This window comes from Colwellia psychrerythraea (assembly GCF_000764185.1).
In the GTDB taxonomy this organism is placed as follows: Bacteria; Pseudomonadota; Gammaproteobacteria; order Enterobacterales; family Alteromonadaceae; genus Colwellia; species Colwellia psychrerythraea_B.
This window is the reverse complement of record NZ_JQEC01000002.1, coordinates 122989-142435: the sequence shown is the minus strand read 5'-3', so window position 1 is coordinate 142435 and position 19447 is coordinate 122989. Positions and strand designations below refer to the sequence as shown.

The window sequence follows — 19447 nt, the reverse complement described above, 5'->3', positions numbered from 1 at the left end:
ATTATAAAGTAACCAAGTAGATGGAATTACTAAGACCTCTACATAAAAATTATTAGAGGGAATTAGAATTAGATGAAACTACTATTAATATTATCGATGTTTTTTTTACCAGTCTTTACTCCATCAGTGTTTGCATCAAAATTTGATATAGATACTTATTCCCCTTCCTTAGATTTTGCTCAGGTTGTCCATGTTGTCGCCACTCAAAGATCTAGCGGTAATTGGTGTTTTGATACGTCGGTTCGCCACAATGATCAAGGCTGGGAACATTACGCCGACGGCTGGGAGGTGATAGACTTAGCGGGTAATCCACTTGCATACCGTACGCTTGGCCACCCTCACGATAATGAGCAACCATTTACCCGTAGTCGATGTAAAATCCAAATTCCATTAGCAACTTCTAAGGTAATAGTACGAGCCAAATGTAATAAACATGGTTTTGGTGGCGAAACAATTATTGTCGATTTGAATAAGGAGCAAGACGTTGATTTTTCAGTAAATCGGTACAATTAGCGCTAACAAACTAAATAAAGGGGGTAAAGGAAGTTTCTTTTTCTCCTTAATTACATATTTTAGCCAATTTTCTTATTACCTCTTGATGAAGTCTTGTCGATATAAAATCTAACCCTGATCACCGCTAGAGCTTTGATTCTTAAGTCCACTAGTTCTGCTTTCCATTTATCTCTTTGAAATTGATTATCGGCTTGCTGTCTTGCTAATTACGCGACACTTGCTTAAAGTCTCGGTTGCTTATTTATATCGCCTTTATTCTATAATTCTATTTTGAGGATGCATCTTGGAATTTGCCAGTTTAACCATTGAGATTGCCTTATTTTTATTTACCGTCGCTATTGTTGCCGGATTTCTTGATACCTTAGCAGGTGGAGGAGGTTTACTGACGCTGCCAGCTTTAATGATGAGTGGCATGCCGCCGCTGTCAGCGCTGGCGACTAATAAACTGCAATCATGTATGGGTACTGCTACGGCTAGCGTGATGATGTTACGTGGCAGGCGAGTGCGCTGGCATCAGGTGAAATACCTTATGCTCTGTGCTTTTATTGGCTCTGCTATTGGTACATTAATCATTCAGTTTATTGATGCACAAATGCTGACAATGGTTATTCCAATTGTCATTACCATTATTGGACTTTATTTTTTATTTACCCCGACGATTGATGAAGATAATAAACCGGCAAAAGTATCTTCGGTTAACTATAAAAGATTTGTTGTACCAATCATTGGCTGTTATGACGGCATATTTGGTCCAGGTACCGGCTCGTTTTTTACTTTGGCAGGGCGAGCATTACGTGGTCAGAAGTTTCTTGAAGCCACGGCTATTGCCAAAACCTTAAATTTCTCCACTAACATTGCCTCACTCATTGTATTTATTTTTGCAGGGCAAGTTATTTGGATGGTTGGGCTAACAATGATGGTTGGGCAATTTATTGGTGCTTGGTTAGGCTCACATTGTTTATTTAAAATACCAGTCAATTATCTAAGGTACTTAGTAGTATTTATGTGTTTTGCTATGTTAGCTAAGTATATTTCTCAGTAGTAACTTCCTTGGTGAACCACTGAAAGTAATTTTAGGCTTTTATTTAAAGAGAGAGTAATAAACGAGTATTAAAGCCGCTGCTTTTTCCTTGTAGAACACATTGCTCAGAGTTAAAGCTACAACGGTTTAAATCAACCCAACGGTAGTTAAATTTAAGGCGCCTTGTTGAACACTGCGGGCAACCAGTAAAGGTGAGAAAGTAGCACTATTTTTATTGTATTCATCAAATTACTTTAGCTCGTAAATGACCATGCATTTTGAGTAGAGCTTGGTGGGGCCTTTACTCAAAGGCGGCATTATAATTAGATCGCTACTCGCATTCTTAAACCATAAATCAGTGTACTGCTATCAATGGCATTTAATGCCGGGTTCGCAATATATTGAATATCAGCGGTAACTTCTAAATAATCGAGCGGTTTCATGATGTAAAAGACTTCTGTGGTGTATTGGTCGTCACTGCCGGCAACTTGGCCCCAGTTCATCGCTACACCAAGGTTATTTGCTTCACCACCTAAACCATAATAGCCAAAACCAGCGCTAATAGATTTTTCCATTAGGGTACCAGCGTCTTGTGAGTAACCGGCACGTACAAAAGGTAACCATTGGCCGTCAATTAAACGTGAAGCTGAAAAGTTAACGCCGTAACCTTTAGTTGAGCCTTGCTCAATACTTTCATCGGCATGCCAAAGGGTGGCGTGAATATTATCAACATAGATTTGACCTTGTGATTTTGTCCAACCGAGTTCAACACTCTTAAAGTAGTTATTGTCAGAGAAAAAAGTATCAATACCATCAAGGATATTAGTCGGATCTGAATTCATATCGACCAAACTAGCAACCATATAATATTCATCGGTCAGCATGATACCGCCAGCAGCACCCAGTGCCGCATCGCCAGGTAAGGCGATAGTTGTGGTGCCGGTACTAAAAGCAAAGTTCATAAAACCCGTCCATGGACTCGCCATAGCAAAGACATCAACAAAGTCGGTAATATCAAGAAAACCAGCAACGACCGTGGCTTTACCATCCATTAGCTTCTGTTTGTAATAAAGATTGGTAACACGAAATCCTTGGTCACTAAAAGGAGGTGTCACTAAACCTAAGCCACCAGTGCCAAATTCAAAGTCTTTAACTGAAGTATCGGTATATGAATGTCTGTGCTCTACTTTCCATACTAAACCGCCGGTTTCTTTAGTGCCAACACCTACAGGATTCCAACTACCGTAAAATCGCACCATACCACTGCTAGCATTATCATCAGAGCCTGGAAGAACATTATTAGCACGAAGGAATACGGTAGAGTAATCGACACCCATGTTGATATTATTTTGCTCTAACTGTGTTTTAAAATCTGGTTTCGATTTTTTATTATCTTCAGCTATTTGATTATCAACAGCATCAGGACCACCAAAGTTAGTGCCTTTATCTTTTACTGAATTATGTTCTGCGTAAACAGATGATGTTGCTAACAAAGCAGTGATGACAACGGTAAGAATAGTTTTGTGAGTCAACATAAATGGATTCCATTCTTTATATAAAATATTGAAAGTAATTTTTATCTGGGCAGAAAATATAGTAAAAAGCACTTTCAAAAAAAGTGCTTTAGAGCCTATTCAATAAATCTTATAAGGTGTTCTTGTAAACAACGCCGCCCTTCATGATAAGACGCATAGCTTTAATGCCATCAGCTTTTCTTGATTTAGCATCAAACCACTTTTTGTTTCCGCCAATCACTGTAATATCTTTTAATGGGTTACCATCAACAAGTAAAACATCTGCATAAGCGCCTGCTTTTACTACACCTAAAGGGCCTTTAAAGTATGGGTTTAGCGTGTTGCCTGAAAGAGCAACCATTTCACCGGGAACAGATGTTAGAGATTTAAGGGCAAAGTGATTACCGAAGAACTTAGCACTTAAATAAATCTCATGGTCTGTTTGCTTAAGACAAGAGTCACCAAAACCTACACAGTCAGCATTGAACGCTAATTTAGGTTGGTATTTCTTTACGTTATCAATGTAATGTGTAAATGCTTTTACTGCAGACTCTGCTTTTCTTGACGCAGCAGGGCTTGATTTAATTGCTTCGATATCACCTAAATATGGAGAAAAAGCATGCATATTAGTGGTCATGTATGCGCCTTTTTCTACCATCAATTTGGCAATGTCTTCATCAAACATAAAACCGTGTTCAATAGTTTTTACGCCATTTTCTAAACAACGCATTATGGATTTTTTACTATAAGCATGAGACATAACATAAGAGCCATAAGCATCCGCTACTTCAACTGCCGCACGAATCTCTTCTGCTGAATAGGCATCTAATTGCCAAGGGTCAAATGCAGACGCTACTCCACCACTAGACATGATTTTTATTTGGGTTGCGCCCTGCATAAAGTTTTGTCTCGCTGCAGCTTTTATCGCATCTACGCCATCTGCAGTAACCGTCATGCCATGACGAGCTCCTGATGATTGAGGGCCATTAAATGTTTCGTTTGGAGTGGTGAAATTTCTAAAATCAGCATGAGAACCTGTAGGACCTAAAAAAGCACCTGCAGGGTAAATACGTGGGCCATCAGTCACTCCAGAATCAATACTTTTCTTCAGACCAGCACCCATACCACCAGCATCGCGCCAGCTAGTAAAACCACTCATCAGTGCCATTTTAGCTTTAGCGGCAGAACGAACCGCTAGTTCTTCCCAATTTCTATTATTTTCAATGTCAGCTAAAGAAGTGCCATTCATTTGTAAATGACCATGTCCTTCAATAAGGCCTGGCATTAATGTTCGGCCACCACCATCAATCACTTCAACATCAGCAGCGACTTTTAAACCTGTACCAATAGATTTAATTAACTCACCTTCAATTAAAACGTCTTGCGTTTTACTTAGATTTTTTGAAGTACCATCCCAAATTTTTACATTTTTAATTAACGTTTGCTCAGCAGCAAAAGCTGCCGAGGTAAGTGATACCGCAATAGCCGCAGTGATAACTACCTTGCTGATGGCTTTACTGATGAGTGTGTTTGTTAATTTCATTATTTATCCCTTAAATAAAATGTGTTGGCGAGCTAGAAGTAAGTGTCGTTTGCTAAAGTGTTAGCGACATTAATTATAGTTGAATACTAAGATAATATTGTTATCAGGAGATTTGCAACTTATTTTTAAAAACCAAAGGATTAAACAGGTTTTTACTGAATATATTTATGTAAATATTTGCCGGGATTCTTGTTATATCACAACAATGTCGGTAAATTATTACTTTAATAATTGTCCTAAATCCTTCTGTCTAGGCAACATCTATGGCCTAACCATTTATCATATAGTGGATTTCTTGGTGTTGATATTTAAAGCTACTTTGGGCTAATACAATAAATTTTAAGGATAGATTTATGTCATTTTCGCGTATTTACTCAGTAATTATTTATCTGTTTTTTACTGTTATTCTCTCTGCTTGTTCCATGTTGCCGACAGATTTTGAGCAAATAGAAAGTAAAGCTTATACCGACACTGGGCAGACTTGGTTGGGGGAAACGGCCAGCCAACTTCAAGTAGAAAATACCGAACATTCAAGCATGTATTTAATTGCTGAGGGTACCGATGCTTTTTTAACTCGCATGGCGTTATTATCAAAAGCTGAACGCTCGGTTGATGTGCAGTATTTTATTTGGAAGGCTGACATTATTGGTAAGTTACTGATGCATAAAATGCTTGAAGTAGCTGATAAAGGTGTGCGCGTTCGATTATTACTCGATGATTTAAGCCTAGATAATAAAACCAAAAAAATACTTTTTGCTATGGATCATCATGAATTTATTGAAGTACGTATTTACAACCCTTTTTCCTCAAGTGGTTATAAAGCGCCTGCCGCCTTAACAGACACATCACGTATTAATAGGCGTATGCATAACAAATCATTTACCGTTGATAGCCAATACACCATAGTTGGTGGACGCAACATCGAAGAGAATTATTTTTCAGCCAATGAAAGAAGTAACTATGCAGATTTAGATATTATTGCAGTTGGCCCTGTAGTCGCAGAAGTAAATGAGCAATTTGATATATATTTTAATAGTCCGTTAGCGATACCTGGTTATGTTTTTGATGACCATAAATTCCAGAAAAATAGTTTGGAAGAAGTAAAACAAGCATTGGCTGATTATGTTTTATCTGTTAAAAATTCTGATTACGCACAAGACTTAAAAAATTCAGCCATGTACCAGCGCATAGAAAGTGGTTTAGCTGGCAATAATAAGGAGAGAATCTATCAAGGCAAAGCCCATGTTATTTATGACAGCCCAGCTAAGACTCTAGGTAAGTCTGAGTTAGAAACCACTTATATGCTGTCAATGCTACGACCCCATGTAGATAAAATTAACCAGTCTTTAGAATTAATCTCACCCTATTTTGTACCTGGTGATGAAGGAACTAAACATTTAATAGCGCTAGTAAATAAAGGTATTAAGGTAAGAGTGATCACTAACTCACTTGCTTCTACTGATGGAATTATGGCGCAATCAGGTTATGCACGACAGCGATATGAACTGTTGCAAGGTGGTGTTGAGTTATATGAGTTAAAACCGAGAGCAAAATCGAAAGCGAGTCGTTCTTTGAGTCGGAGCGCAGAAGCAAAAAGTGCCTTACATGCAAAAACCTATATTTTTGATCGCAAGGAAGTTTATATCGGCTCTTTTAACTTTGATCCACGTTCTGCCAAAATTAATACTGAGCTGGGCGTAGTATGTGAAATTCCTGAAATGGCAGAATATATAGCCACAGAATTATTTGATAAAAATATCAAACAGGCGGCTTATCAAGTGACTTTACAAGATGATGAGGTTGTGTGGTTAGATAAAGTTAATGGTAAAGTCATTGTGCATGACGTACAACCTGAAACCAGCTGGTGGCGACGTTTTAATTTAAGTCTGTATTCAATTCTTCCTATTGAATCTCAATTATAAAAAGAGTCATCAGCCTTGCTATATTCCTCATTAAATAAGCAAAAAATGTTAAATCGATTTTTATGTTTTGCTTTTACTATGATGCTGGCGGGTTGCTCTACCGGTGTTAACTTCAATCCTGCTGCCTTTTTTAAAGGCAATACCCCTAAAAAACAATGTAAGCAATATAGTCAGTTATCGCTAGCAGACGCTAATGCCAAGATGGACTTAACTATTTACCAGTTGCAGCATAATATTGAACGCAGTTTGGTTTTTCGTGAAAAAATAACAGCTAACCTTGCCAAACTAACGCAGTATACCGACCAAGATAAACCTTTCTCGCCGTTGTTAATTGATAAGTTAAGCCAAGCTATTAAGACAGAAATTGATTTGATGCGGCCAATTTTAGCTACTGCAGTTCGACATGGCTGTTGGATAAAACATGAAAAATTGAAGGTTAAAAACAGCATTAAGCTCAAGGGCAATATGATTGTTTTAGCAACTTTAGTTTCGTTATACGATGAATATGGCACTGTGTTTGCGGTTATTAGTGAAAACGACAGGTTAAGACGTTTTCTTAATAACGCTGATAGCGGTTATGACCGAGATGAGTACTTACTGGAAAGTCTAACTAAGATGTTCATTGATTCAGATTTATTGTCTTACACTACCGAGTTAATTCAAGAATATAATCAGGGCAAAGATGTTATTGAACAGTTGGCGCAAGGTGATGACAACTTAGCTTATCTCATTAATGTGGTAGAACAGTCTAAAAGTTTCCCTGTTTTATTGGAGATGGACTTCTTTGACGCCGCAAACTATAGACGTAAAGTGCGTCGTCGAGTAACCAGTGATACTTTACAAAACATTGGCCGTGCAACCATAAATGGACTCAGTGAAGGTTTTAGTAATGCTGTTGGTGATTATGAGGAACGTAAAGGTTTACTCTATCAAGATAAACAAGTGGCAGCAGCACTTACCAGTCAGTTACAAATAGGCGATATATTATTAGAAAAAACACCTTTTCGTTTAACCGATAGCATGATTCCAGGTCATTGGGGCCACGCTGCCGTTTGGATAGGCACAGAACAAGAACTCAAAAGCATAGGTTTATGGCAACATGCATTAGTAAAACCTTACCAGCAGCAAATACAAGCAGGCGAATTGATTGCTGAATCACTACGTAGTGGTACGCAATTGAGCAGCTTAGCGCACTTTTTAAATGTTGATGATGTCGCTATTGTTAGAAGTAAAAAATTATTATCTAAAGCGCAATTACGCGAGACGATTTTATTAGCGTTACGGCAAATAGGTAAAGCTTACGACTTTAATTTTGATGTTGAAACTACCGATAAAATAGTCTGCTCTCAGCTGGTTTATTTAGCCTATAGCCATATTCAATGGCCAACTGAGTCTACATTGGGACGTTATACTATTAGCCCAGATAATATTGCGGTAAAAGCGCTTAATGATGGACCGTTTGAGCTGATGGTATTTTACCATGATGGTAAGTTGATGAAAAATAACCCGCTTGAGTTGATGGGCACTTTAATGAAAAATGAATAATTGGAAAAATCTTATGAATCGTTTGTATTTATTGTATTCAGCCCATACTGTTCAAGCCTATATTGGTTTTAAAAAGCATGGTTTGCCACTAAGCTTTATTACAGGTGAGCTATATATCAAACCTTGTTCTATTGCATCATCTTACCAATAGCCTGAGATAGTTCAGGCTCACTGGCTAAAATAGGTTTTATTTTTTCCCCCGGCAACCAAATAATATCGACCAAAGAAGTCGCGGTAATAGTCTCGGCAGAAAAACCAGAGAGTAAGGATATTGCACTAAGCGTTTCGCCTATGCCTAAAACACTGGTTATTGTTTTGCCGTCTTGCTCTCGTACTAATTCGACCGTACCACGGGTGATTATGCCTAGCGCACAAAAAGCCTTACCCGCTTTAGCTATTTCTTCAGTGGGGTTATAAATACTATGATGCATTATGTTATTAACTTTATCTTGCGCACTTTTTGGTAGTTGTTGTAACCATGCCAGCTGTTTTATAAGCTGCTCACCAGAAATTGAGCTTTCAATATTTGGCGCTTTATTGAGTGCAGACATGCGTTTTTCTACCGCTATTATCATGCGTTCAGCTTCGGGTTTATCAAGCACCGCTTGTTTAAGTTGCTGTGATATAACCGCTCGCTCACGATATAACAATAACCGGCAAGCAGAGTATGTTTCTAGGCTATGGATGATCTCTGGAAAAGCTTCTCGTAAACTGGCGATATAAGACAGTGTGGTTTTTTTATTGTCTTCGACCATAATATGCACTGCTTCTGCGGCGCTATCGTTGGGCGCTAACTCATCAATATGGGATTTAAGTTCACTTTGTGCCTGTATAAAACCTCGGGCCACTTCATAACTCAAAAACAATCGGTTAAAGCTAAGTTTTAAGGCAAACTTCTTCATTGTTTTGATATTTTTCAAAGCATTTAACAATGGCGGTGTTTGCCATAAATTTTCTAATTCAGTACGTGGGGTTATGGTCGGCGTGCCGTCAAGAGCATGTTCAACCGAGGAAACTAGTTTATTGGTTGCCCCTTCACCCAAGGTTCCATGTTCAAATTGAGTCCAGTAATGTTTACGCTCTGTTTCGAGCAAGCGCCGGCGATAAGCAGTGATTAAGTCTTCTTCACTAATTTGTTCAACTTGAATTTGCCTACTGATCGCTTGAATACCTGATATTTTCTTAACTTGTGGCCAGTTTGCGCCTTTTAAAAACTCGTCGGCCATCATCTCGGGTAAAACAGCAGATAAGGTTTTATTTACCTCGCCACTCGCTTTATCAACAGTGGCTTGTTTAGCCTCGGGCAAACGATTCAGGCCCAATCTTTTTAGTAACCAGCCCATGCTACCACCGTTAATTAACATGGTGAGCACGACAATGCCGGCACATAAAAAAAGTATTTGATCGCCTATTTCTCGAGGAATTAATTCATTTTGCGCAACGGTTAGTGCTAAAGCTAATGAAACCGCGCCACGTAAACCGCCCCATACAAGTACGATAGCTTTTTCACGAGTAATACCTATGCCAATACGCTTCAGCAATGGCATAAATAAGGCGACCGATAAGCTGCGAATAACTTGCACGCTGATATATAAAATTAGCAATGCTAGCCACATTTGGTTGTTATCAAGTTGTACTCGGCCGGCGATGAGCGTGCCGACCAGTAAAAAGATAATAGTATTAGCAATATGAGCCATCATTTCCCAAAAGTGATGTAAAAAACCACTGACCTCAGGAGATATTTTAGTACGACCTAAACTGGCAAACATTAACGCTAAAACCACCACAGCCACTACGCCGGAAACATGCAACGTTTCGGCAACCATAAAGGCTAAATATGAAACGACAATGGATAACGTTATTTCAATCATAGGATCGTTGAATACTCGGCCAATCCAGTGAATGACGATAAAACCAAAAAACACGCCAATAAGACCACCAATAAACACCACCCGTAAAAAATCCCAAGCTATAAGTATTGGATTTATGTTTGCCTCATTAGGACTTACCACCATAGAAAGGAATAGCATAAAAAAGACAATGGCGGTGCCATCGTTGAATAAAGACTCACCTTCAATCAAGGTTTCCAGCCGCTTTCGTGAGCTGAGCTCTTTTAACAATGCCACCACAGCAACGGGATCTGTGGCGCTAATTAAGGCACCAAACATAAAGCACAATGGCCAACTCCAATCCCAAGGAAAGGCATATTTTGCTAATACTGCGGTCAATAAAGTTGCCACCATCAAACCCGGTACTGCCAGTAGCGCTATTTGTGAAAAAATACGCCGAAATAAGTGCACTTCCATGGCGAAGGCACTTTCAAAAATAAGAATAGGTAAAAATAACCACAAAATTAAGTGCGGGTCTACTTCAGCGACCAGCAAAACAGTCTCATTCATCAAGGGCATATATTGTTGGAAGACACCACTGCGTTGGATCAGTCCTAACGCCAAGCCAATAACCAATAACGCAACTGAATAGGGGATGGGGGTGTTTTTTAATACATCACGGGTAATAGCACCAATTATTAGTGATAACACCACAAATACCAGTACCAAAATGCCAGTATCAAAATGCATAATCCTTACCTATTCATAAAGGACGGATTTGTTAAGTATAGTAAAATTAGCTGAAAAACCTAACTGACTAACCAGCTATGTTGATAACTGGATTATGTTAACTAAATTCACCTCCGTGTTAATAATATTTGACATGGTGTTTTCATTAACCTACTCTATGTTAAGTTTATTTAACATTGGTTATTCGATAAGGGAATGTATGATTTTTAAAAATAGTAATTTTAGTGAACAAGCAGCTTGGATTAGTTTAATTTTTACCGTATTTATAGCGATATTTTATACTAATGGTCTTAGTCAACTTGAAGGAGATTTTGCTAGCAATGCTGGAGCAATTGTTGGTTTATGGGGGAGCACAATTATCGCTAGCATTATTTTTGCTGTGGTTGCTTTTTCGTTGTTAGCCTTTATTAGAAAATTAAACGGTGATGATGAAGATATTTCGTTGATTGATGAAAGAGATGAAGTAATTGAAAACAAAGCGAGTACTTGGGCTTACTATAACCTCAGTTTCTGCATTATGGTCATGATTATTCATATATTTTGCCAAGGTGTTATCAGCAGTTACCCATTTTTTTCTAATGTGCCACCATTGGACTTCTTAATTCACGGTTTGATGTTTTCAGGTATATTGGTTGAGTTTATTGCACGTGCCTCACAAATCTATCATTACCGTAAAGCAGCTTAGTTGTAGGCTTAAATGATTTTAGTCATTATTATTAGAAGTAAATTTGAATACTTTATATGAATGATTCAAATAAAGAGTTAGGGTGAAAAATATGAGTAAAAAAGCGAAAGGTATTATTAGTAATCAGTTAAGAAAAAAACGCTTTGAAAAAGATGAGATGACCCAGCAAGAACTAGCCAAAGCGTTAGGTATTACTCGACAAACAATAGCGGCAATAGAAGCAGGTAAGTATTCTCCGTCATTAGAAATAGCTTTTTGTTTAACTGATATATTTGAAACATCGCTTGATGAAATATTTCAGTGGCAAAGTTATCAGGAAAACGCTGAACAAACTAAATAACCTGAACTAGAAAAACAAAAAATCACCTTAGGTATTGTAGCTCAAGGTGATTTTTTTCTTAGTAGAACAGTGCATAAACAAACAAGCTGTTGCTTAAAAGCTTGTCTAGCTTTATTATAATTACAAATGATAATGTTAATAGTTACTATTTGTAGTTAAAGGTTAGAGAACACTATGTTTTTAAGTTTTATCCCCGCCTGGTTTGCTTGTTGCCTCTTGTACGGCGCAAGTCCAAAACAAAAGATTTTAAACAAACCGTTACCCTTTCAAAAGAGTTGGCCCATAGCACTGTTATTAATCGGCTTGGTAGTGGCTATTTTATTATTTGCTTTGCCGATCGTATCCGCACTGATAATGAGCTTGTCATTGATCTGCTGTTTTTTACCACTTGTTACACTGATTAGCGCTTATAAAAGGCAGTACTTATATTTGAGCACTGCCATAATTTGTTTCATTGCGCTTTCTTCGCCTGTTTTCAATTGGATAAATTTTAATTTTGGCGGTAATGTCTGATGTGGTCACGTACTTTTGCGGGCCTGTTATTAGGCTTATTAATATCGATCTCTGTGGTGTTAAACCTTAACCTACTGTTACCAATCAAAGAAGATACCATGCTGCTTATTGGTTTATTATGCGCTTTCCCTATATGGGTAGGCATACAAGTTTGGGCTTATTCTTTTACTAGTGCGAAAAAGGCTTGGTTAAAGTTAACTATCGTCCTTGCTCCTTCTGCTTTACTCAACCTTCTACTACTTTCACTGCGGTAACTACTGATGAAACGTGATGCCCTAAAATCGCTAACCAATGCCCATGCTTGGGTTGGTCTAATTATTTCTACCATTTTATTTATTATATTTTTTGCCGGGTCATTAAGTTTGTTCCGTGAAGATATTATTTCTTGGGAACGTGACCCTTATTTTACTGTTAGTGATGATATCGAAAATTTTTCTTTTGATGCACTTATTAGCCAAGTAACAAAAGATTATAAAGTGCATACCCATGGCTATTTTATTTTACAGCGGCCAACGGCAGAACAGCCCAGTAGTAATATATATTTTGAAGAAGAAATAGTAACCCAGGGGAATCTAGATGGTGAACAAGACAGCCAACTCGAGGCCATGGCAGATGACCATATAGATAAGCACCTTGTCATTTCACCAGACGGTAAAATACTGGGTGATGGTAATGGTTTTGAATGGGGAAATTTTCTATATCAACTGCATTATAATTTACATATTCCAGAAGTGGGTCTGTATTTTGTTGGTGTAGTGACCTTGTTCTTTTTTGTTGCATTATTAAGTGGTGTCGTCATACATTGGCGCAAAATAATCAGTAAATTTTTTCAATATCGTAAAGACGGTAAAAAAGATAAATTACTTGATACTCACAACTTGATTGGCGTGATGGGTTTACCTTTTCACATTATGTATGCCTTTTCAGGGCTAGTATTTAACTTGTTGATTGTGTATCAAATATCTTATGCGGTTGTTCTGTATGGTGGTGATCAAGCTAAGTTATTTAAAGCCGCGGGTGTGGTCGATGTTCATATAGAGGAAACTAATATTGCTGTGCCAGTACAAGGCATTGATAAGTTATACCTAACGGCAAAAGAGTCCTTGGGAGAGGTCGCTATAACACGTATCTCTATTGACCATTTTGGCGATGAAAGTGCTTCGGTGACTTTTCGTGGCGATGATAAAAGTCAGTTTTCAACCCGTAAAGAAGTGACTTACCATATCGCATCGGGTCGTGAGCTTTATCTGACCAAAAATAATTATGATAATGATATCCGCGGTGGTCTAGCGGTTATTGCCAGTTTGCACTTTGGTGACTTTGCCGGTTATTCACTACGTATATTATTTTTTGTCTTGGGCATAGGTACTTGTTACATTATTTTAACTGGTAACTTAATGTGGTTACAAAAAAGAGTCAGTTTACGCAGCGAAAAACAAAACAAATTTGGCATACAGCTAGTTAAGGCAATGACTACAGGTGGCTTTATCGGTACTATTTTTGCTACGGCGGTAGGTTTTATTTGTGCTAGGTTATTACCAGTAGATTTACTGGATCGCAGTGATTTAATTGGTCAAATTTTCTTTGCGTGTTTAGTTGCCAGCTTAGTGCTTTCATTGGCTATTAAAGCGCAACAGCAATTCGCGAAAATTTTCTTAAAAGTTACCGCAATAGCTTTAGCATTAATTCCAGTTTTGGATTGGTTAATGTTGCCTCAAAAAATAATTGTTATGTTCAAAGTAGGACATTTTGATGTGCTTATTGTCGAAGTAATGCTGTTAAGTTTAGCCTTATGTTGTTGGTTAGTTTCATCAAAGTTATTTAGTAGCGTAGAGCGTGCTGCAGACGAGCAGCCAATAAGTCATAACGATTTTATTGATAGTCCGATAGCTGAAGCTAGTGTCATCAGTTAAAGGCATTAGTTGAGGTGATTAGCTAAGGTATATTCTGATCATCTAGCGAACAATAAAAAAGGAGCCAATTGGCTCCTTTTTTATTATTGATTGTATATTTTAGCTAAGTGTTAATAATCGAGCTAACTACTCTTCCTTGAATTAACTAAAAGCTACCTCTAACACTTAAACTAACCTGTCTTGGATTGCCTAAGGTAATATAATGGGTTTGTCTCGTTGCTATATATTCTTCATCAAAAATATTCTTGCCAATTAAATAGACCCCGATTTGTTGCCATTCATAACCTAGCTGCATATTGACTAAGGTTCGGCTGTCATTATTTTTGTCAAAATTTTCATCGTCTTCGTTTAACCCTCGGGCATATGGATTAATGTCAGCTAAGGTGTCACTGGCGTAGTTGGCATTAACATCGGCGAAAAAACCATTATCCGCAACATAGGTGCCACCTACAGTGGCAGTCCACTCTGGAGACTCTTCAAAACTACGACCCGATAGATCAATCTTATCTTGTCCTGGTATCTCTAAGATGTAGTCAATAAATTCACTCTTCGCTTGACCCAGTGCTGAGTAAAATTTCAGTTGATTATTAAATTGATAATTAACTTCAACTTCAAAACCTTTTACCGTTGATTTAGCGGCATTGCTGGTTTGGGTATCAAAAGTATTCTCAGATAGTTGTGCCACCACTTGTTGATCTTTCCAGTCAACATAAAATATATTGGCATTCGCTATTAAAGCACCATCTAACCAGCTAGAACGCAAAGATAACTCATAGTTATCAGTGTACTCAGCATCGTATTGGAATGTCGTTGCTCTCGCATCATTGGTACCAACACCACCGGAACGGTAACCTTTTTGAAAGGTAAAACTAGTGGTTAAATCTTCGCTCCAATGATAGCTGGCACCTATTTTTGGTAATAGAGTATTAAAGTCAGCATCAACCAGCGGGCTAGTATTACTGGCTTGTTGCACTGTGCCGAGAATATATTGATTTAAGCCAGTAACTAAAGGAATGATACCTTGGTAAGGCGTGCCTTGATAGCTAGCAGGGTCGGGCATCAATTGGCCATTTAATAGGGTAAGTTTGGCATCACCAGCATTTTGTTGCTTTTCGTGATCCCAACGTAAACCAGCGTATATATCCCACTGCTCAGTTATTTGATAAACAAAATCGGTAAAAATTGCATAACTCGTTACTTCACTTTCAGTAGTTGAAGTATTCAAATAACTCACTGGATCAAAAGCGTTGTACTGACTCATCACTAAATCAGCCGTGCCCGCATCTAAACCATAACTATTTTGTAAAAATTGGCTATCTAAACCAACACTGGCTAAGCTGGTATAAGAGGTCCCAGAGACGGCAGTGTTTAGCTTTTCATTGGAGTAATAAGCGCCAATAATGCCTTGCAAGTTTTCATAATCAAAATTAAAACGTAGTTCCTGACTTAGGTTATCAATATCAGTATCATAAAGTCGGGTACCTAAGTCTTCTGGGCCATTATCACCATCCCAGTCATACCCTGAATTAACTGCTGAGTAGGCGGTAACAGCGGTCAAACTCCATTCATCATTTAATTCATAATCTACTGCTAGGCTGATTAAGTCGGCATCATAAAACTGTTCTTGTTTATCATTGTTATTGGTATAACGCTGATCATATGGGCTGCCAGTTTCAGCTTCATAAACACCGAAAGTGCCTCGGGTATGCTTAGCATGGGTATAGCTCAACTGCATTTCAAGATCTGGGATAGCATCAGGGGTAAGCAAAACCTTTAATCGGTAGGTATCATCTTCTTTGTAATCACTGCTTTCATTTCGGGTAATATTGGTGTTAAAACCGTCTATTTCTTTGTGTTCACCGCTTAAGCGAAAAGCAAGTTGCTCTTCGATAATACCACCACCAAAAGCGACTGCCGCTTCTTTTTCACCGTATTCACCTCCTTGTAAGCGATAAATACCCTGCCATTCATCGGTGGGTTTTTGGGTATTTAAAATCACAGCACCGGCAAGCGCATTACGGCCTTGTAGTGTTGATTGCGGACCACGTAAAATTTCTACTTGCTGAGCATCCCATGTTGAAAAGCCGCCACCACTAATCATTTGTCTTGGTAAGGCAGCACCATCAACATAAACGCTGGCTAGATAACTATTTCCGCCACCAGAAACATTTTCACCATTTATGCCGCGAATACTAAAACCATTTGATGGTGTTGCATAAGTATTGGCAGTAAAAGTTAACGCATCGGCAAAGTTCTTTATGTTTTGTTGCTCAAATTGTTCACTGGTTATAACTGCAACACTGGTGGTGGTTTCTTGCAGTGTTCGGGCAATTTTTTGACCCGTTACAATAATTCTTTCAATTTGCTGTTCTTCATCAGCAACGACTTGTGTATCAGCATACGCACTGACGGTATTAGAGAATAATAAACCAGCACTTATTGCGCTCGCGACGAGAGATAATTTCATTAACAACACCTTTATGATAACGATATAAATAAGAATGATAGTGATTTGTATTTGGCTGGTCGGATGTTAACAGTAAGTGTTAGTGTTGAAAACAATTTTGTACAAATAGATGACAAATTATAACTTTTAAGCTGCTGGTAAATCAGGGAAGGTGTTGGAATCGACAAAGATCGTAGGATATTATCAACGGCGCTTATTTTTTCTCGTGAACTAAAACCATTAACCCTATTAAAAAGGAGCCTTGCGGCTCCTCTGATTTTTATTAACTGTAAGTTGTTGTTTTTACTTAAACATCAAGCGATCATCATCCAGAGATCAGGTTAACTAACAGTATTTTAAGGTGCTACATAACTTAAAGTACTGATATACATTAAGCTGTCTACTTGCTTGCCAGAATGTATGGTTTGTTTATCTACAGTATGCACACTGGTCAAAATAAAGCGGCCACTCTCTTGAGATTTAATCTCAATTTGACCTAATTTATTGGTAGTAAAGTTATGATGCATTTTACTTGGTGTGAGCAATGATATTGATTTGTTCCTTAATGGCTGACCTTCAAAGGTGGCAGTAAAAACATTGCCATTGGCAAAAACAGGCACTAGTTCGTAAGTTAATTTTGCCGACGTTTCATTGCGGCCAACGCGGGCTTGTAAAATTCCGCCTTGCAGTTTTTCTTCACTGCTTTTCCAAAATTTCCACCAAGTACTATCATCCATCTGCCAAGGTTGCCAAACTTGATCACTAAATAAACGAGCATCACCGGCTCTGTCGACTAGTGCTTCAAAATGATCCTCTTTTTGTGCAAGTGTAGCAACGGTTTTGCGATCATCAGTAAAAACTTGTGAGCCTGCTAATTTATTAATTTCACTACCTACTTCAGGCTCTCCAGGTTCCCCTAGATAGACTCTTACCGGACCATTATCGTCTCTCTCTAACCAAACTTCATGGGCATTTATTTGCAAAGAAGTGAGTGTAACTAGCGTGGTAAATATAACTGTTTTAATGCTGAAAAGTGGCATTATGATAGATCCTTTTAGCTAAAATTATGAGAGCACTATAGTAACAATAAATCACAGATAAAAACAATTCTCATTTGCATTCGGGTAGTTGTTAGTTTTAATAATTTAATAAATAATGACTTAACAGACCTTAAGCACAGTGTACTCAAACTGCTCAGGCTAGTGCGCTATAGCAATAAAATAGACTCGAAAAAATACAACAAACTCTGTCTTTCGACGGAGATATTCACCTAAATAGCTTTGTTCCCAGTGCCTTTATTCATTGTCTCGGGCTCGTTGGTGACGAGCCACTACCGTTTTATAGGCATATTTAGATGCTTAGTTACGAAAGAACACCGAGCTCTTTTTCAAAGTGATATCGGGTTGTTCAATAGCCTGAATAATAAAGTTAAAATGAGTAATTTTCTTTTTAAGCTCATAACCATCAACAGCTAAAGTGATGGGGATCTCTTGCATAACACCAGCGCCAATCAATACTTTTTTAGGTAAGTTAAGTGTTAACTCAGTATCGGTTAAGGCTTCAACATTAAGGTCAAAATGTAGTGGCACTTGGCTTTTGTTAAGAATTTTTAGGGTGAAAGTATTTTCCACTACCCCTTCAAAATTTACACGGTACAAAGCTGTTCTATCGCGTATTACATTAGCTTCTAATGGAATTCTGCTATCTATTGCTACAACCAGTAAGGCGCTGAAAATTAGAGTTAAACAGGCATAGGAAACAAGTTTTATATTTAATCTATTGGTCTCTTTTCCTGCTAATGCTTGCTCACTGGTATAACTAATAAGGCCTTTTGCATAGTTGAATTTTTCCATAGTTTGATCACAGGCATCAATGCATAGGCCACAATTGATACACTCATATTGAATGCCATTGCGAATATCTATGCCAGCAGGGCATACATCGACACACAAGTTACAATCGACACAATCCCCTAAACCGAGTGATTTGGGGTCATCTTTACGTTTACGAGGGGCCCTGTTTTCACCACGCTTGCTATCGTAAGCCACCATAAAAGTATTTTTGTCGAACATGGCCGACTGAAAGCGAGAGTACGGACAAAAATGAATGCAAAGGTGTTCTCTCATCCAGCCGGCGTTTACATGTGTACATACGGCAAAAAAGAACACCCAGAAAGTTACAGTGCCGTTTAAAGCAAAGCTGAACAGGCCGCGATAAAATTCAACCACTGGGACAAAGTAAGAGATAAAGGTCGTTGCGGTGAACAGGGACATCAGCAGCCAACAAATATGTTTGAGGCTTTTACGGCTAATTTTGTTTATTGTCCACGGCGCTTTATCTAAGGCTATGCGTTGATTACGTGTACCCTCAGTTCGGTGTTCAATCCAAACATAGGCTAGGGTCCAAATTGTTTGCGGACAAACATAACCGCACCAGACACGGCCAAGCCAGGTGGTAATAAAAAATAAGGCAAAGGCAGCAGCCATTAATACACCAGCTAACAAGATAAAGTCCTGCGGCCAGAAGGTAACTGCAAATATGCGAAACTCTTGACTAACTACATCGAATAATATCGCCTGTTGGCCGTTAAATTGTATCCAAGGCATGACAATAAACATCATCATCAGTAAGCAACCGATATTTCGGCGAATTTTTTGGTAAAAGCCTTTTTGCTCTCTTACATAGACACCGCCCTCGGCTTTATAGGGCTTGATGATGAGGTGCTCTTCTTTGATATTAAACTTCATTGATTACTACAGGGTCATAATTAGTAGCTACCCTATATCAATAAACGCGCCAAAAATTCAACTTTATAACTTGTTGTATTATATAGTTAAATATTATGGGTAGAGAATGCTGGGCCACGATATATCATGTTGTGGCGATATGTCGTGGTTTGTGTGGTGTTTAGCG

14 protein-coding genes are annotated in these 19447 nt (G+C 38.3%); 8 read left to right on the top strand and 6 right to left on the bottom strand.

Annotated features, from left to right (window positions below; translation table 11 throughout):
• The first annotated feature begins 72 nt into the window (after positions 1–72).
• Positions 73–513: a hypothetical protein gene (locus GAB14E_RS21590; RefSeq protein ID WP_033080304.1), complete on the top strand. Its 441-nt coding sequence runs from the start codon at positions 73–75 to the stop codon at positions 511–513.
• Positions 514–796: 283 nt separating this feature from the next.
• Positions 797–1555, top strand: a complete 759-nt coding sequence (locus GAB14E_RS21595; protein WP_033080303.1) for a TSUP family transporter — start codon at positions 797–799, stop codon at positions 1553–1555.
• A 302-nt stretch (positions 1556–1857) separates the two neighbouring features.
• On the opposite strand, the gene GAB14E_RS21600 is transcribed toward GAB14E_RS21595, so the two are convergent.
• A complete protein-coding gene (locus GAB14E_RS21600; protein WP_033080302.1) occupies positions 1858–3069 on the bottom strand; it encodes a carbohydrate porin in 1212 nt (403 codons plus the stop codon).
• A 109-nt stretch (positions 3070–3178) separates the two neighbouring features.
• Positions 3179–4591: a metal-dependent hydrolase family protein gene (locus GAB14E_RS21605; RefSeq protein WP_052093355.1), complete on the bottom strand. Its 1413-nt coding sequence runs from the start codon at positions 4589–4591 to the stop codon at positions 3179–3181.
• 353 nt (positions 4592–4944) lie between these two features.
• Here GAB14E_RS21605 and GAB14E_RS21610 point away from each other — a divergent pair, with 353 nt between their 5' ends.
• Together GAB14E_RS21610 and GAB14E_RS0122370 are read left to right on the top strand one after the other, a co-directional pair.
• Positions 4945–6513 (top strand): phospholipase D family protein, encoded by a 1569-nt coding sequence (locus tag GAB14E_RS21610; protein WP_052093353.1) that lies wholly within the window; start codon positions 4945–4947, stop codon positions 6511–6513.
• Positions 6514–6558: 45 nt separating this feature from the next.
• Positions 6559–8058, top strand: coding sequence for a YiiX/YebB-like N1pC/P60 family cysteine hydrolase (locus tag GAB14E_RS0122370; RefSeq protein ID WP_052093351.1), 1500 nt, complete (start codon positions 6559–6561; stop codon positions 8056–8058).
• A 128-nt stretch (positions 8059–8186) separates the two neighbouring features.
• Here the strand turns inward: GAB14E_RS0122370 and GAB14E_RS21615 are convergent, their stop codons facing one another.
• Positions 8187–10637, bottom strand: a complete 2451-nt coding sequence (locus tag GAB14E_RS21615; RefSeq protein WP_033080301.1) for a cation:proton antiporter — start codon at positions 10635–10637, stop codon at positions 8187–8189.
• 199 nt (positions 10638–10836) lie between these two features.
• Here GAB14E_RS21615 and GAB14E_RS21620 point away from each other — a divergent pair, with 199 nt between their 5' ends.
• The 4 genes from GAB14E_RS21620 (at position 10837) to GAB14E_RS21635 (ending at position 14088) form a co-directional block, all read left to right on the top strand.
• Complete coding sequence (locus GAB14E_RS21620) at positions 10837–11322, top strand: hypothetical protein (RefSeq protein WP_033080300.1); 486 nt, start codon at positions 10837–10839, stop codon at positions 11320–11322.
• Positions 11323–11413: 91 nt separating this feature from the next.
• A complete protein-coding gene (locus tag GAB14E_RS21625) occupies positions 11414–11662 on the top strand; it encodes a helix-turn-helix transcriptional regulator (protein ID WP_033080299.1) in 249 nt (82 codons plus the stop codon).
• Between the two features lie 512 nt (positions 11663–12174).
• Positions 12175–12429 carry a hypothetical protein gene (locus GAB14E_RS21630; RefSeq protein WP_033080297.1) on the top strand — a complete coding sequence of 85 codons (255 nt, stop codon included), beginning with the start codon at positions 12175–12177 and terminating at the stop codon, positions 12427–12429.
• A gap of 6 nt (positions 12430–12435) precedes the next feature.
• Positions 12436–14088: a PepSY-associated TM helix domain-containing protein gene (locus GAB14E_RS21635; RefSeq protein WP_052093349.1), complete on the top strand. Its 1653-nt coding sequence runs from the start codon at positions 12436–12438 to the stop codon at positions 14086–14088.
• A gap of 145 nt (positions 14089–14233) precedes the next feature.
• Here the strand turns inward: GAB14E_RS21635 and GAB14E_RS21640 are convergent, their stop codons facing one another.
• The 3 genes from GAB14E_RS21640 to ccoG form a co-directional block, all read right to left on the bottom strand.
• A complete protein-coding gene (locus GAB14E_RS21640) occupies positions 14234–16555 on the bottom strand; it encodes a TonB-dependent receptor (RefSeq protein WP_052093347.1) in 2322 nt (773 codons plus the stop codon).
• Between the two features lie 335 nt (positions 16556–16890).
• The gene (locus GAB14E_RS21645) at positions 16891–17574 is read right to left on the bottom strand and encodes a hypothetical protein (protein WP_033080295.1); all 684 of its coding nucleotides are present in this window, start codon (positions 17572–17574) and stop codon (positions 16891–16893) included.
• Between the two features lie 318 nt (positions 17575–17892).
• Positions 17893–19281: a cytochrome c oxidase accessory protein CcoG gene (gene ccoG / locus GAB14E_RS21650; protein WP_033080294.1), complete on the bottom strand. Its 1389-nt coding sequence runs from the start codon at positions 19279–19281 to the stop codon at positions 17893–17895.
• Between the last annotated feature and the right edge of the window lie 166 nt (positions 19282–19447).

Excerpts from the sequence above, each read along its gene's own strand:
- GAB14E_RS21590 (WP_033080304.1), top strand. The coding sequence starts at position 73 with ATGAAACTACTATTAATATTATCGATGTTTTTTTTACCAGTCTTTACT.
- GAB14E_RS21600 (WP_033080302.1), bottom strand. The coding sequence starts at position 3,069 with ATGTTGACTCACAAAACTATTCTTACCGTTGTCATCACTGCTTTGTTA.
- GAB14E_RS21605 (WP_052093355.1), bottom strand. The coding sequence starts at position 4,591 with ATGAAATTAACAAACACACTCATCAGTAAAGCCATCAGCAAGGTAGTT.
- GAB14E_RS21610 (WP_052093353.1), top strand. The coding sequence starts at position 4,945 with ATGTCATTTTCGCGTATTTACTCAGTAATTATTTATCTGTTTTTTACT.
- GAB14E_RS0122370 (WP_052093351.1), top strand. The coding sequence starts at position 6,559 with ATGTTAAATCGATTTTTATGTTTTGCTTTTACTATGATGCTGGCGGGT.
- GAB14E_RS21615 (WP_033080301.1), bottom strand. The coding sequence starts at position 10,637 with ATGCATTTTGATACTGGCATTTTGGTACTGGTATTTGTGGTGTTATCA.
- GAB14E_RS21620 (WP_033080300.1), top strand. The coding sequence starts at position 10,837 with ATGATTTTTAAAAATAGTAATTTTAGTGAACAAGCAGCTTGGATTAGT.
- GAB14E_RS21625 (WP_033080299.1), top strand. The coding sequence starts at position 11,414 with ATGAGTAAAAAAGCGAAAGGTATTATTAGTAATCAGTTAAGAAAAAAA.
- GAB14E_RS21630 (WP_033080297.1), top strand. The coding sequence starts at position 12,175 with ATGTGGTCACGTACTTTTGCGGGCCTGTTATTAGGCTTATTAATATCG.
- GAB14E_RS21635 (WP_052093349.1), top strand. The coding sequence starts at position 12,436 with ATGAAACGTGATGCCCTAAAATCGCTAACCAATGCCCATGCTTGGGTT.
- GAB14E_RS21640 (WP_052093347.1), bottom strand. The coding sequence starts at position 16,555 with ATGAAATTATCTCTCGTCGCGAGCGCAATAAGTGCTGGTTTATTATTC.
- GAB14E_RS21645 (WP_033080295.1), bottom strand. The coding sequence starts at position 17,574 with ATGCCACTTTTCAGCATTAAAACAGTTATATTTACCACGCTAGTTACA.
- ccoG (WP_033080294.1), bottom strand. The coding sequence starts at position 19,281 with ATGAAGTTTAATATCAAAGAAGAGCACCTCATCATCAAGCCCTATAAA.